The sequence below is a fragment of the Candidatus Pelagibacter communis genome, assembly GCF_001180225.1.
GTDB classification, from domain to species: domain Bacteria; phylum Pseudomonadota; class Alphaproteobacteria; order Pelagibacterales; family Pelagibacteraceae; genus Pelagibacter; species Pelagibacter ubique_D.
In genome coordinates, this window is sequence record NZ_CVST01000058.1 from 1 (window position 1) to 14,513 (window position 14,513).

Annotated in this window: 18 protein-coding genes; 13 read left to right on the forward strand and 5 right to left on the reverse strand. The window is 30.0% G+C overall.

Going from position 1 to position 14,513, the window contains the following annotated elements; all coding sequences use genetic code 11:
• Window positions 1-273, reverse strand: a 273-nt coding sequence (locus tag AMN99_RS04315) for an abscisic acid-deficient protein Aba4 family protein (RefSeq protein ID WP_256998109.1), incomplete at its 3' end; no start/stop codon positions are given.
• Between the two features lie 24 nt (window positions 274-297).
• On the opposite strand from AMN99_RS04315, the gene AMN99_RS04320 reads away from it, so the two are divergent.
• On the forward strand, window positions 298-861 hold the full coding sequence (locus AMN99_RS04320) for a regulatory protein RecX (protein WP_075506598.1): 564 nt from the start codon (window positions 298-300) through the stop codon (window positions 859-861).
• On the opposite strand, the gene AMN99_RS05790 is transcribed toward AMN99_RS04320, so the two are convergent.
• Genes AMN99_RS05790 through AMN99_RS04330 form a run of 3 tightly spaced genes read right to left on the reverse strand, consistent with a single transcriptional unit; the run spans window position 853 to window position 1,934 of the window.
• Complete coding sequence (locus tag AMN99_RS05790) at window positions 853-996, reverse strand: hypothetical protein (protein WP_179850440.1); 144 nt, start codon at window positions 994-996, stop codon at window positions 853-855. The genes AMN99_RS04320 and AMN99_RS05790 overlap by 9 nt on opposite strands.
• Window positions 996-1,760 carry a 3'(2'),5'-bisphosphate nucleotidase CysQ family protein gene (locus AMN99_RS04325; RefSeq protein ID WP_075506599.1) on the reverse strand — a complete coding sequence of 255 codons (765 nt, stop codon included), beginning with the start codon at window positions 1,758-1,760 and terminating at the stop codon, window positions 996-998. Before AMN99_RS04325 ends, AMN99_RS05790 begins: the two co-directional genes overlap by 1 nt.
• 3 nt (window positions 1,761-1,763) lie before the next feature.
• On the reverse strand, window positions 1,764-1,934 hold the full coding sequence (locus AMN99_RS04330) for a DUF3553 domain-containing protein (RefSeq protein ID WP_075506600.1): 171 nt from the start codon (window positions 1,932-1,934) through the stop codon (window positions 1,764-1,766).
• 41 nt (window positions 1,935-1,975) lie between these two features.
• Here AMN99_RS04330 and mnmA point away from each other — a divergent pair, with 41 nt between their 5' ends.
• The 12 genes from mnmA (at window position 1,976) to AMN99_RS04390 (ending at window position 13,440) form a co-directional block, all read left to right on the forward strand.
• The gene (mnmA, locus tag AMN99_RS04335; RefSeq protein WP_075506601.1) at window positions 1,976-3,094 is read left to right on the forward strand and encodes a tRNA 2-thiouridine(34) synthase MnmA; all 1,119 of its coding nucleotides are present in this window, start codon (window positions 1,976-1,978) and stop codon (window positions 3,092-3,094) included.
• Window positions 3,095-3,257: 163 nt separating this feature from the next.
• Entirely contained in the window at window positions 3,258-4,433 is a 1,176-nt protein-coding gene (locus tag AMN99_RS04340; RefSeq protein ID WP_075506602.1) for a trans-sulfuration enzyme family protein, read from the forward strand.
• 3 nt (window positions 4,434-4,436) lie between these two features.
• Entirely contained in the window at window positions 4,437-5,651 is a 1,215-nt protein-coding gene (locus tag AMN99_RS04345) for an MFS transporter (RefSeq protein ID WP_256998110.1), read from the forward strand.
• On the forward strand, window positions 5,617-6,837 hold the full coding sequence (locus tag AMN99_RS04350; RefSeq protein WP_075506603.1) for a chorismate-binding protein: 1,221 nt from the start codon (window positions 5,617-5,619) through the stop codon (window positions 6,835-6,837). Before AMN99_RS04345 ends, AMN99_RS04350 begins: the two co-directional genes overlap by 35 nt.
• Window positions 6,834-7,394, forward strand: a complete 561-nt coding sequence (locus tag AMN99_RS04355; protein ID WP_075506604.1) for an aminodeoxychorismate/anthranilate synthase component II — start codon at window positions 6,834-6,836, stop codon at window positions 7,392-7,394. Before AMN99_RS04350 ends, AMN99_RS04355 begins: the two co-directional genes overlap by 4 nt.
• Window positions 7,354-8,097 carry an aminotransferase class IV gene (locus tag AMN99_RS04360; RefSeq protein WP_075506605.1) on the forward strand — a complete coding sequence of 248 codons (744 nt, stop codon included), beginning with the start codon at window positions 7,354-7,356 and terminating at the stop codon, window positions 8,095-8,097. The genes AMN99_RS04355 and AMN99_RS04360 overlap by 41 nt, the downstream gene beginning before the upstream one ends.
• Window positions 8,098-8,099: 2 nt before the next feature.
• A complete protein-coding gene (locus AMN99_RS04365) occupies window positions 8,100-8,498 on the forward strand; it encodes an HIT family protein (RefSeq protein WP_075506606.1) in 399 nt (132 codons plus the stop codon).
• 98 nt (window positions 8,499-8,596) lie between these two features.
• Window positions 8,597-9,391, forward strand: coding sequence for an adenylyl-sulfate reductase (locus AMN99_RS04370; protein ID WP_075506607.1), 795 nt, complete (start codon window positions 8,597-8,599; stop codon window positions 9,389-9,391).
• Between the two features lie 33 nt (window positions 9,392-9,424).
• Window positions 9,425-9,895, forward strand: coding sequence for an adenylyl-sulfate reductase subunit beta (gene aprB / locus AMN99_RS04375; RefSeq protein WP_075506608.1), 471 nt, complete (start codon window positions 9,425-9,427; stop codon window positions 9,893-9,895).
• Window positions 9,895-11,754 (forward strand): adenylyl-sulfate reductase subunit alpha, encoded by a 1,860-nt coding sequence (aprA, locus tag AMN99_RS04380; RefSeq protein WP_075506609.1) that lies wholly within the window; start codon window positions 9,895-9,897, stop codon window positions 11,752-11,754. Before aprB ends, aprA begins: the two co-directional genes overlap by 1 nt.
• 27 nt (window positions 11,755-11,781) lie before the next feature.
• Window positions 11,782-12,132 (forward strand): hypothetical protein, encoded by a 351-nt coding sequence (locus AMN99_RS04385; RefSeq protein WP_075506610.1) that lies wholly within the window; start codon window positions 11,782-11,784, stop codon window positions 12,130-12,132.
• Window positions 12,133-12,360: 228 nt separating this feature from the next.
• A complete protein-coding gene (locus AMN99_RS04390; RefSeq protein ID WP_075506611.1) occupies window positions 12,361-13,440 on the forward strand; it encodes a sulfite exporter TauE/SafE family protein in 1,080 nt (359 codons plus the stop codon).
• On the opposite strand, the gene AMN99_RS04395 is transcribed toward AMN99_RS04390, so the two are convergent.
• Window positions 13,437-14,510 carry a YeiH family protein gene (locus AMN99_RS04395; RefSeq protein WP_075506612.1) on the reverse strand — a complete coding sequence of 358 codons (1,074 nt, stop codon included), beginning with the start codon at window positions 14,508-14,510 and terminating at the stop codon, window positions 13,437-13,439. The two genes, AMN99_RS04390 and AMN99_RS04395, sit on opposite strands and share 4 nt — an antisense overlap.
• Window positions 14,511-14,513 lie beyond the last annotated feature (3 nt).

A 14,513-nucleotide genomic window follows, 5' to 3' on the forward strand; every position in this document is an offset into this window, starting at 1 on the left:
GTATAGATTGTCTTCAAATAGCCGAGATAACTCAACCAAACCAAGGTACAAACTAAAATTAGCATCGAAGTCATAACCAACGATGAAAGATCTATATAAAATATAAATATAAACCCCGCCTAATAATAGAAATGGAAATATAGTGGTTACTACATATCTACTCAAATGAGACTGGGGAAATACAATTAATATGAACCAAAAAGGTATAACTCCTAAATTGATCCACATATACAGCACATCAATTGTGAAATAGTTATAAATTTGTTCGATCATGTTTATATTATATAAAATCTAACGATGATTCCTATAAGAAATAAGAGAAAAACACTTCAAGTTACTGTCGATGAAATGAGGAATTTTGCGTTTGCCTATGTTGAAAAATATGCACCTTCAAAACAACAGCTTAAAACGTATTTATTAAAAAAATATATGAAACTTTCTGCGACAGATACAAGGAAAAAAGATGTAAACAAATTAATTGATATTGTTTTGTCTGATCTAGAAAAAAATAAATTTATTAACGATAAATTTTATTCAGAAAGCAAAGCGAAGAGCATGATCCAAAGAGGAAATTCGATAAATAAAATTAGAAATTTTTTAATGGGAAAAGGAATAGATGATGGTTTTATCAAGGATACAGTTGATAAAATAAAAGAAGATAATTCTGATCAGGATTTCTTTTCAGCTATAAAATTATGTAAAAAAAAGAGAATAGGACCTTCAAGAGCAGAAGATAATAGAACTTTGTTTTATAAAAAAGATATTTCTTTATTAGCAAGGAATGGATTTGATTTTGAAACATCAAAAAAAGTAATGGATATTGATAAAAACGAATATGAAAAAATAATTAAATTACTTTAATTTTCTTTTTTTCTCTTCATCAACAAGATGATTTATTTTGTTTCTAATATAATTTTTAACAAAAACAAAAACTAGTAATCCAAAAATTGAGACTGATACTATTATAATTAAAATAATTCTTAATTGCTCATCCATTAAATTATATTTTTACTTTTCAAAATTAAACTTGGATTTTTTAAATCTTTCTTACCATATAAAATTTCATTACCATCAAAGTCTCTAACAGTTCCTCCTGCATTTTCTAAAATTGCATGTCCTGCAGCAATATCCCACTCGAAAGCTCTAGGCTCAGCAACATAACCATCAAATTCACATGCAGCAACAACGCAAAATTTTAAAGAACTTTTCATTCTTGTGTGTTCTTTCACACCTATTTCATCATAAATTTTTTGTATCTCAGGTTTAATTTTATTGCTGTAAGAAATGAAATTAAGCGGCTCTGTTCTTTTAGATGGTAACTCAGAAAGGTTTATTGTTTTTTCATTAGTAAACTCAAAAGATTTACCTCTCCCATACGAATAAAACATTCTTTTTTTAGCAGGTGCATTTATTAAACCTGCAACAGGTTTATTGTTAATAATTAAACCTGCATTAATAGTAAATTCCTCTAAATTGTTTATGTAATCATAGGTTCCATCAATAGGATCCACCAACCAAAAATCTTTTAATTTAGAGTTATCTTTGTTTTCAGAAGTTTCTTCTGAAATAATTGGAATATCGGGTGTTACTTTTGATATTTGAGAAGAAATAAAATTATTTACTTCAATGTCACCATTACTAACCGGTGTATTGTCAGATTTAATTTCTTTACTTAATCCTTTTTCTCTAAGCTGAAGAGACAAGTCTCCTGCTGATAAAAAAGTATCAACTAAATCCTCAATAATTTTTTGTAAGTCCATTTTTTATTTACCAATTTTTTTTAATTCTATATTTTTTGCATTTATTACTTTTTTACCTGCATTTTCAAAATTGACAGTAACCTTATCTTTTATGATTGATTGTACTTGTCCAATACCCCAATCTTTATTCTCAGGATTAGTGACTTTGTCGCCTGGTTCATAATCTAAAATCATTTAATTTAACTTATATTGTAAATCAGTATAAATACCACCTAATGAATAAAGAATTAAACTCTATCGGAATTGACAAAAAACCTGAAGATACAACTGTCGTAGTTGCAATGTCTGGTGGGGTAGACTCGTCAACTGTAGCTGGGATTATGAAAAATGAGGGTTACAAAGTTATTGGAATAACTCTTAAACTTTATGATGATGGAAAAGAAGTAGCGCAATCTAAACAGTGTTGTTCAGGTCAAGATATAATGGATGCAAAACGTGTTGCTCACAAATTAGGTATTGAGCATAAAATTTTATACTATCAAGATAAATTCAAGCAAGGGGTAATAGATAACTTTGTAGATAGTTATTTAAAAGGTGAAACCCCAATTCCATGTGTTCAATGTAATCAAACAGTAAAGTTTAAAGATTTATTTGAAGTTTCAAAAGATCTTAAAGCAGATGCATTAGTTACAGGGCATTATGTAAAAAATATTACATCAAACAACACCAATAATATGTATAGAGCAATTGATGAAAATAGAGATCAAAGTTATTTTCTATTCAACACAACTAGAGAGCAATTAGATTATTTGAGATTTCCATTAGGTGGAATGTTAAAAGATAAAACAAGAGAAATTGCTAAAGAATTAGACTTAAATGTAGCAGATAAACCAGACAGTCAGGATATTTGTTTTGTCCCTAATGGAGATTATGCATCAGTAATTAGAAAATTTAGACCAGACTCTTTTCAAAAAGGTAATATTAAAAATTTAGATGGAAAAGTAATCGGTGTTCATGATGGTATTATTAATTTTACAATTGGACAAAGAAAGGGAATCAAGGTTTCAGATAAAGAAGCTTTATATGTTTTAAAAATAAATTCAGATAAAAATGAAATTATAGTAGGGCCTAAAGAAAACCTTGGAAAAAAAGAAATATCTTTAAAAGATTTAAATTTATTAACTGATAAAAAAGATCTTGATCAAAATATATTTGTAAAGGTTAGATCAACAGGTAGTCTTCTTGAGGCAAAAGTAGATTTAAAAGATAATAATACTGCAAATGTTCATCTATTAAATCCTGAGGATGGAATATCTCCAGGACAGGCATGCGTATTCTATAGCAAAGACCAATTTGGTCATAGAGTTCTTGGCGGTGGTTGGATTAAAGAATAAAAGAATTATTTCTTCTTATTTTTTCTTTTTGCTCTTCTTTTTTTGGAGCCTTGTTTTCTTCGACCCCTATGTTTCTTCGGATAACTCATTTAGTCCTATTTATTAATTTATTGACGTTTTTTACGGGATATAGCATTGTCTTTTAAACATATCAAATTTTATTATGAGTAATTCTTTTAAAACATTTCTAAAACATACAGCGAAAGACTTTCATAATCAGTCTGTTAATCCACCAATTGTACGAGCATCAACGATTATTTTCAAATCGATGCAAGATATTAGAAAAACTCAAGACAAGGCAAAAAAAAACCCAACAGGTGGACATTTTGATTATGGCAGACAAGGAACTTCTACGACTCATATTTTGCAGCAAATTTTATCTAAACTTGAAGACAGTTATTTTACTTTTTTAACACCTACTGGGTTTGGAGCGGTATTCCTTGCAATCTTCAGTGTTACAAGACCTGGTGATGAAATTATTGCAGCTGACCCAGTTTACAGTCCAACAAGACTTTTGACACAAGATTTTTTAAAAGAATTTAATATTAAAACAACTTTTTATGATCCACATGATCTTAAAACACTAGAAAAAGCAATTACCAAAAAAACAAAATTAATTTTTGTGGAAAACCCAGGAAGTAACACTTTTGATTTTCAAGATTTAGGGAAGATTGTCTCCATTGCAAAAAAACATAAAATTTTAACAGCAATTGATAATACATGGGGAACTCCATATTTTTTAAAACCTATTAAACTTGGTTTTGATATGGCAATCGTTTCAGCAACAAAATATTACTCAGGTCACTCTGATGTAATGGGTGGAAGTCTAGCAGTAAATAAAAAAGTTTTTCCTAAAGTTAAAGCAACTGAAAGAGTTACAGGTTTAAGATTAGGACCTGATGATGCTTATTTAATTACAAGAGGATTAAGAACTTTAGATGTAAGATTAGATAGACATAGAGAAAATGCAAAAAAAGTAGCAGAATTTTTATCTAAATTTAAAAATATAAAATTATTGTATCCTTACAAAAAAGATTCTTACAATTTTAGAATGTGGAAGAAATATTATTCAGGTGCTTCAGGTTTAATGGGCTTAAGAATTAAAGCTAAAAGTGAAAAAGCAGTTGTTAAATTTGTAAATAATTTAAAATTATTTGGTCATGGTTACAGTTGGGGAGGTTTTGAGAGTTTGGCATTGCATCAAAATGTTAGAGAACAAGGAAATAGAAGTTATCTTAAATTAGCAAAAAATGAGTACATAGTTAGATTACACATCGGTTTAGAAGATCCAAACGACCTTATTGCTGATATTAAGCAGTCAATGAGACACTTAAAGTAAATTGTGAATAATTTTTTTCCAACTAAAACAGCAATGGTCACCCTAATTGCATGTTGTTTAGTTGTAATTATATCTCTTGGAATTAGACAAACATTTGGTTTGTTTTATTTTGATTTTTCAACAGATCTAGACATCACTATTTCTCAATTTGGTTTTGCAATGGGTTTACAATTATTTTTATGGGGTGCTTTCAATCCTCTGTTTGGAGTAATTACAGATAAGTATGGAGGTAATATTGCAATTTTCATTGGTTTCTTTTTTTATTTACTAGGAGTTTTTCTTTTTTATTTGGGTTTTAATACTGGTGTTAATTTTATTTATACAATAGGTATTTTAATAGGTGTAGGCTTAGGATCTACAGCAATCAGTATACCTGTTTCTGTTGTAGCTAAACATTATCCAGCATCTAGAAGGACAATGGCCACAGGAATAGTCACAAGCGCAGGTTCTTTTGGTTATTTTGTTTCACCTTTAATTGTAAGTTATTCTCTTGTTGAAAATGGTTGGGAGAGCACGATGCTTTACTTCTGTTTTTTATTGGGACTAGGATTAATCATTTCTTTGTTTGTTAGTACTCCAAAAACTCTGGTTGGCGTTAAAGATAATAACAATCAAACTGCGAGAGAGGCTTTGAAAGAAGCACTTAATAATAAAAGTTTTATTTATTTAACTTTAGGATTTTTTGTATGTGGATGGCACATAGCACTAGTGGCAACACATATACCAACTTATATGGTAGACAAAGGTTTGCCTGACTGGTGTGCAACAACTGTTCTTTCATTAATAGGACTTTTTAATATGGTAGGAACTATTGTGAGTGGTTATCTGGCAACAAAATATAGTAAAAAATATTTATTGAGTGCAATTTATTTATTAAGAGGTGTCTCTATAATTGTTTTTATTTCTTTTCCCCCAAGTGTAATTAATTCAATAATATTTGGTATTACGTTTGGTTTCTTGTGGCTTTCTACCGTTCCACCAACCAATGGGATAGTTGCTCATATATTTGGAACAAAGTATGTGGGAATGCTTTATGGTATCGTGTTTGTGAGTCATCAATTTGGATCATTTTTAGGAGCATATTTAAGTGGAGTTTTTTATGAACTTACAGGAAATTTTGATTATGCATGGTACGGATCTATCGCATTATCAATTTTTGCAGGTTTGATACATTTGCCTATTAATGAAAAAGCAATTGAAAGAACTCAACCGGCATAAATTTAATCCTTATTTAGAGGATCTTTATCAATCAGATAAACCCATGATTATCTACAAGGTAAGTGGAGGGTATAATATTTATACTGATTTTTCTAAAAAGATTATTTTAACAAATAAAAATATTAATAATTTTTTAAACAATTTTAATAAATCAAAAAAAAAATCAGAAACGGATATGTTTATAGGTTTTTTTGGCTATGAAATTTTATGCAATTTGCTTGGATTAAAAATTAAAAAACAAAAAAAGTTAAATTTTTATAAAGGTGCGTTTTATAAACCTGAAACAGTAATAAAAATTAGAAAAAAAATTTCAATATTTTCTAAAATTAAAAAACAAAGGTTTAACAGCAGCTTTAAAGCTACAAAAATATTATCACCTTTTAAATTAAATATTGATTTCAAAAAATATGAAAAAATTTTTAATGTTTTTTCAAAAAAAATTAGACAAGGGGAAACTTACCAAATTAAAATTTGCACTAAATACAAAAATAAATCAGATATAGATCCTATCAACTTTTTTTGGAAATTAATGAAAGTTAATGCGTCCCCAGAAGCTTTTATGATAAGAGATAAAAATTACTCTATAGTAAGTTGCTCACCTGAAACATTAATAGATAAAAAAGGACTAAATATTTTAACAAAACCTATTGCTGGAACACTTAGAAAAAATAAAAATCTTAATAAAACTAAAGCGTTAAGTTTTTTTAGAAGAAATATTAAAGAAACCAAAGAACATAATATGATTGTAGATATGGAAAGAAGTGATCTTTCAAAAATTTGTAATCCAGGAAGTGTAAAAATTATCAAAGAGAAAACTGTTGAAGAGTATAAGGATCTTTATCACTATGTTACTTTAATTAAAGGAATATTAAAGAAGAGTGTTAAAAATATTGATATAATTAAAGCCATGATGCCTGGAGGTTCAGTAATAGGTTGTCCTAAAATAAGCACTCTAAATCTTTTAAATAATCAAGAAAAAGAAAATAGAAACATTTACACAGGAAGTTTTGGTTATATGAAATTTAATGGAGATATGAGATTTAATATTATTATTAGATCAATTTTAAATTATAAAAATACATCAGAAATTTCCGTAGCCTCTGGAGTTGTTGTGGATAGTAATGCCAAACATGAATTCAATGAAAATTATATAAAGGCAAAAGCATTAATAGATTTATTTAAATGATTTATGTGATTGATCATAAAGATTCTTTTACTCATAATGTAGTACATCAACTTTCTATATATGATGAAGTTGAGTGCAGTGATTTTAATGAAATTAATTATTCTAAACTTCACAAAGCTTCAACAATAGTACTATCACCAGGGCCAGGTTCACCAAAAGATTATCCTTTAACAACTAAAATTTATAAAAAATTTAAAGGAAAAAAAAAAATACTAGGAATTTGTTTGGGATTTCAACAAATCTTATTTTCTGAAGGAGGAAAAATAGTTGAACAAAATAAAATTTATCATGGTTTTCAATCCAATGTCATAGTGAATAAACAGAGTAAGTTATTTAAAAAAGGTCAAATTTTTAAAGTAGGAAGATATCATTCATTAAAATTAAGAGAGCCTTTTAAGGCTAAAAATTTTGATATAACTATGAGATGTGCTATCTCAGGTTCTGCAATGTCTATAGAAAATAACGCTGATAAAGTTTATGGATTTCAATTTCACCCAGAATCATTTTTAACAATCAATGGTAACACTCTTATTAAAAAAATCTTATCAATTAAGTAATCTTAAAGAAGTTTCTTTTAAAGATCTTTGGGGGTCCAGAGGTGTATTTACAACAATGCGAATGGTTGGAAAACCTTCAAAGTTAATATTGTTAAAACCACATATCGAAAACTTAATTAAATCTACAAAAAAATATGGAATTAGAAAAAAAAACTTAAAGAATATTATTTTAGATCTAATTAAGAAAAATACACTCTATAAAGGTCCTGACAATTTATTTCGAATTGCTTTAAATAAAAAACTAATATCTGTATCTATAAGACAAAGACCAAAACTTAAAAAAAAATTTAGTCTTTTATTATTTAAATATAAAAGAATTGAACCAAATTATAAAAATCTTTATTATAAAAAAATTTTAGCAAAACTTAGTAAGATTGACTCATCTAAATTTGATATTGCTTTAGTTGCAAACAATAAAATTTTAGAAACTGGTACTTCAAATTTAGTTTTTGTTAAAAATGGAAAAATATTTTCTCCAAAAAAAAATTGTTATTTTGGAAACACACTTAAGTTCATAAGTAAAAAAGTTAAAATTAATTTTAAAGATGTATCAATTAAAGAAATTAATGATTATGAAGAAATAATTCTTATTGGATCAGGTAAGGGAGTTACATCAGTATCAAAAATTGATGAATTAAAATGGCAAAGTCAAAATAATGTTTCCTTTAAAAAACTTAGAAAAATATATAATACTCTAATTTAAATATGAGAGATCCTAACAACCCTTGTTTATTCTGCGATTCAAAAAAAAGTGGTATTGCTCACGAAAATGATCTTGCTTATGCAAGTTACGACTCTTATCCTGTTTCTGATCATCACTGTTTAATAATTCCTAAGCGACATATTAAAGACTATTTTGACATGACTAATGATGAGTTGATTGCATGCAATGATCTTATCCAAATAGTTAAAAATGAAATTTCAAGAAAAGATGTTAATGTAAAAGGATTTAATGTTGGCACAAATGCTGGAAAAATTGCAGGTCAATCTATAATGCATTGTCACATACACTTGATACCAAGAAGAGAAGGTGACGTTGATAACCCCCAAGGTGGGGTAAGATCAGTAATTCCTAATAAACAACATTACAAACGCAAACCGTAAGTTGTTATTAATGACAAAATTGACCAATAGTTTTAGTTGAACTCTTTATTTAACTAGACTAGAAAATCTCAAACTAACTTTAAAAATAATTAAAAATTATGTTATCTACAAATCCTTTTTCAATTTTAGCTGAAACAGTTTCACCTTTTGCAATGCAAAGCTTCATTATTGCTATGGTAATTTTGATTGCAGCAGGAACAATAATTCAAATGATTGTTCACAAAAACGTTACTTATTTTTTTAATAATGCAAAAAAAGCAAAAGCTAATGCTGTTAAGGAATTGAGTTCAGGAGAAAGAGCTTCAATTATCGCAAAGACAACAGTTTATGATATCGGCACAACTGCAGAACTTGGATTTGGAAAAAGAAGACTTGCACATGTTCTTGGAATGTATGGAACAATATTATTTTGGGTTGCATCAGCAGTTTTAGTATTTTGCTACACAGGAGCTGACAAACCTACTTCATCTACTTGGTCTATGATTTGGCATGTAGGAGCAATACTTACATGTGTTGGTGGTTATTGGTTTTGGTTTTTTTTAAGAGTAGATGTATCTGCGGAAGCGCATCCTTGGTACAGAATTATTAAAGCTGATTTATTTGTTTTAGCTTTATTAGCTTGTTCGACTTTTGGTTTATTGTGGTCTTACACACAATCTAATGGTCAAGCAGGATTATCTTATTTATTTTTGACTTTATTTGTCCTTTCAAATTTAGTTTTATTTGGAGGAGTTTATTGGTCTAAATTTGCACACATGTTTTATAAACCTGGTGCAGCAATCCAAAAAAATTTAGCAGAAGCAGATGGTTCACGAGACAACTTACCTCCTCCTGCTGACGCGCCTGAACAGTTTGGTTTAGGTATTAAAAGAGAACAACCTAAACACTATTAATATGATGAAATTAAAAAAGGAGAATAAATAATTATGTCAACTTTCGTATACATGACAAGATGTGATGGCTGTGGTCACTGTGTGGATATTTGCCCATCAGATATTATGCACATAGATGAAAATATCAGACGTGCAAAAAATATTGAACCTAACTTTTGTTGGGAATGTTATTCATGTGTAAAAGCATGCCCAAATCATGCGATAGATGTAAGAGGTTATGCTGATTTTGCTCCTATGGGTCATAGCGTTAGAGTTAGAAGAGAAGAAGAAAAAGGAACAATCTCATGGAAGATCAAATTTAGAAATGGAACAGAGAAAAACTTTGTTTCTCCAATTACTACAAAACCATGGGGTAAATTTATTCCAAAACTTGCTGAAGGTGACAAACCAAACCAAGGTGAGATTAATTCACAAAGACTTTATACTGAGCCAGAAGGTTTAAATATTGATGGTGAGTTACCATCAGTTCCAAAAGAGTCGTTTAAAAAAGGAGTTTACTACTAATGGCTAGACATAAGACACATTACGAGGATTGCGATATATTAGTTGTGGGTGGTGGTATGGCTGGAACGGGTGCTACGTTCGAAGCTAGACACTGGGGAAGAGATATGAAAATTGTTTGTGTAGAAAAAGCAAACATAGATAGAAGTGGAGCTGTTGCTCAAGGTCTTTATGCAATCAATTGTTACATGGGAATGCAATGGGGAGAAAATCAACCTGAGGACCATGTTAGATATGCAAGAAATGACTTAATGGGAATGGTTAGAGAAGATTTAGGTTATGACATGGCTAGACACGTAGACTCTACTGTTCATATGTTTGATGAATGGGGTCTTCCAATGATGAAAAATGAACAAACTGGAAGATATTTAAGAGAAGGTAAATGGCAGATCATGATCCATGGTGAAAGTTACAAACCTATTGTTGCTGAGGCAGCAAAAAAATCTGCTGACAAAATTTATAATAGAATAATGATCACTCATTTACTTATGGATGAGTCTCAAGATAATAGAATTGGTGGAGCTGTTGGCTTTAACATGAGAACAGGTGATTTTCATGTTTTTAGAGCAAAAGCAGTAATAGTTGCAGCTGGTGGTGCTTCTCACATCTTCAAACCAAGAGCGGTTGGAGAAGGAATGGGTAGAACTTGGTACGCTCCTTGGAGTAACGGTTCAGCATATGCTCTTCCGATTGCTGCTGGAGCTAAAATGACACAAATGGAAAATAGAATTGTGTTATGTAGATTTAAAGATGGTTATGGTCCTGTTGGAGCTTATTTCTTACACTTAAAAACATATACTCAGAACGCTAATGGGGAAAATTATGAGAAGAAATGGTATGATCAAACCAAAGAGTTAGTTGGCGAATATATTGATCATCACCCAACACCTACTTGTTTAAGAAATCATGCTTTCATTCAAGAAGTTGCTGCTGGCGGTGGACCAATTCATATGGTTACAACTGAAGCTTTCCAAGATCCACATTTAGAAACAGTTGGTTGGGAGAATTTCTTAGGTATGACTGTTGGTCAAGCTGTAGTATGGGCGTCTCAAAACATTGATCCTAAATACACGAATCCTGAATTAACAACTTCAGAACCTTATGTAATGGGTTCACACGCTACTTGTTCAGGAGCTTGGGTAAGCGGTCCTGAAGATTTATCTCCACCAGAATATTTCTGGGGTTATAACAGAATGCTTACAATTGATGGTTTATTTGGTGCTGGAGACACTGTGGGTGGAAGTGCTCATAAGTTTTCATCTGGATCTTTCACAGAAGGTAGATTAGCTGCTAAAGCTGCTGTTAAGTATATCGAAGATAAAAAAGCTGAAGGGGTTGAGGTTTCAGACAAACAATGTGAGGATTTCAAAGCTATGGTCTACAAACCACTTGAAAACTTCACTGTTGCACAAAACGAAATCACCGGTGGAACTGTTTCTCCTAGCTATATATCACCAATTCAAGGTCTACAAAGACTACAGAAGATTATGGATGAATATGTAGGTGGAATTACATCTAATTATATGACTAATGGCAATATGTTGAAAAGAGGCCTTGAATTGCTTGAATGGCTTCAAGAAGATCTTGAGCATGTTGGCGCTGAGGATTATCACCAATTGATGAGAGCTTGGGAATTGAAACATAGAGCTTTAACATCTCAGTGTGTAACTGAACATACTTTATTTAGAGAAGAAACTAGATGGCCAGGATACTATTATAGAGGAGATCATATGAAACTTGATGATGATAATTGGCATTGTCTTACAGTTTCTAGAAGAGATCCAAAAACTGGTAAATTTAGTATGGAAAAGGTTCCTGTCTACCACATCGTGGATGAGAACGAGAAGAAAAAAGCTTCTTAAGATACTTTAATTAGAATTAGACAAGTAATGGATATTTTATCAAAAAAAGATGATGAAATATATGAGTTGGCTAAACCTATTTGGTTCAACTTGGTAAAATCATCAAACCTTAAAGATTATGGTGGATTTACTAGAGATTTTTCAACTCAGATGCTCTTTGGAGCCAATGAAGTAGAGCTTGGAAAACAATGGGCTAACAATAAGCTTATCACTAATCTTCACGAAACGTTTGAGCCTTTTGGGTGTCTTAGAAGAGGAGAGCATATAACCGTTCTAATAAAACAAACCAACAAAGAAATACCAGGAGAATTTTTGGGAAGGTTAGTTTTAGGTGTTGAAGATGAAATGGTTAAAGTTTTTGGTGCTACGATCTATTAGAAAAAATTTATCTAATTTTAAAATAATATTTGACAATTTGTTTTCTGGGTGTATTGACGCACTTAATGCAGATCTCCAACGTAAAAATTTTCAATAAACTTACAAGCTTAAAGATTTCTTTAATGAAAACAGGTATATTTTTAAGTCTAGCTGCTTATTGGGGAGTTATTATAGTTGGAACTTTTATTACTTTTAACTAAGTTGTTTTTGAACAATTTATTTATTTAAATGGATGTATTTTTACCCATCGCTCAAGTTTTTGTTAATCCAATAGAAATTCTTATATTAAGCGCAATCGTTGGTGTCCTTTCTGGATTATTTGGAGTGGGAGGTGGTTTTTTAATGACACCTTTTTTAATTTTTTTAGGCATTCCTCCTGCATATGCAGTTGCAAATGAAGCAAACAATATCTTAGCTACATCAGTTTCTGGTTCAACAACACATTATCTAAAAAACACTTTGGATTACAAAATGGGTTTAATGATTGTTATTGGCGGTGCCATAGGAACTTCATTAGGAATTTTTACTTTTTCCTATTTTAAAGGTATTGGAAAAATTGATACCGTAATCTCTTTAGCTTACATGTATATTTTAGCGATCATTGGATCTTTAATGTTAGTCGAAAGTCTTGGTGAAATAGATAAAGCTAAAAGAAACGTTTTAGTTAAAAAAAAATTACATGTTCATTATTGGATCCATGGTCTTCCTTTAAGAATGAGATTTCCAAAATCAAAATTATATGAAAGTATTTTTACCCCAATAGTTATTGGTTTAGTAGTCGGTTTTATTGCTGCAATAATGGGAATAGGTGGAGCATTTATATTAGTGCCTGCAATGATATATATAATTAAGATGCCAACTAAACTTGTTCCAGGAACATCTCTTTTTGTTACTATTTTTGTAAGTGTAATTGTTACTTTCTTACATTCATTTAATTATGGTTCAATTGATTTACTTTTAGTATTTCTACTTGTTATCGGATCTATAATTGGTGTTCAAATTGGACAAAAACTTGGAGAAAAAATTGATAGCTCCGGATTAAGAGCATTGATGGCTATTTTGATTTTAGCAGTTGGTATTGCTATTGCTTATGATTCATTTTTTGCAGATCATGATACAAATTCGACAACCATTTCTGCAATTCCTGATTTAAATTTTTTCTCACAATTTATTTTAGATTTTTCTAATGAGATGCCATTCTTTTATGGATTATTTTCAATTATGTTTGCAATATTTTTAGGTGTAGCAGCAGCGTTTATTAGAAGATTTTTTTCAAATCTTAAAAAACAAATTTTGTTGAAATCTTAATTGAATAAATAAAGATATAACTCAATAGTCCCCAAACAAACAATTCCAACAGTAGCCATTCCAATAAATCCTACCACAAAAGGTTTATACCCCATATCTTTTATATCTCTTAAATTGGTAGACATACCAATTGCTGCCATTGCCATTGTTAGGAATATTTTTGAAAAAGACTTAATGCCATCCACAGTGTTAAACCAAAGTTCACTGTTGTTTGAAATAAAAAGTTGATCACCAACATTTCGAACAATAATCATTGCAACAAATCCAAGAACAAAATATGGAAAAATATCAATTATTGAGTATTTTTTTTCTTTAGCTTGTCCTCTGTTATAAAGATAAGCAAATAATGGTATCATTATAATCAAAAAAGTATTTCTGATTAGTTTAGTAACTGTTGCTACATTTAAAGTCTCTGGACTATTGAATTGCTGATCATAGATCAATCCTGCGGCTGCTACTTGCGCTGTTTCATGTATAGAAGTTCCTAAAAACAAACCGATTAGAAGTGGCTCACCATTAAAATAAAAATTTGCAAAGTATGGGTAGATCAACATTGAAAGAATTCCAAACAAAGTGATGTTTGCAATTGCGTAAGATATCTCATTTTTTTTGGCACCAATTACAGGTGCAGTCGCCATGATTGCTGTTGTTCCACAAACTGTACTGCCAATTGATATTAAATAAGCCATTCTTGTTGGGATTTTTAATTTTTTAATTAAAAGTTTAATTACTGCTAATACACTTACAATACAAATTACAATTAAAGGAATAGCAATTGCACCAAATTCAAGAAACTCAAAAGGTTTTAATTGAATCCCTAAACAAATTATTCCAAGTTTTAAAATATTTTTTTGAGTAAAATCTAAACCCCTTTTGAAACTTTCTCTTATTTTAAAAATGTTTCCAAAGAACATTCCTGATAGGATAGCTATCATTGCAGTGGATATAGGACTTTTTTCGTATCCTAATAATTCAATACCAATAATATTATTAAAGCCTTGAGATAATGTGTAGAGAACAAACGCAAGTATAATACCAGGTAAAAGTACCAGGTACTTATTTTTATCCATAAA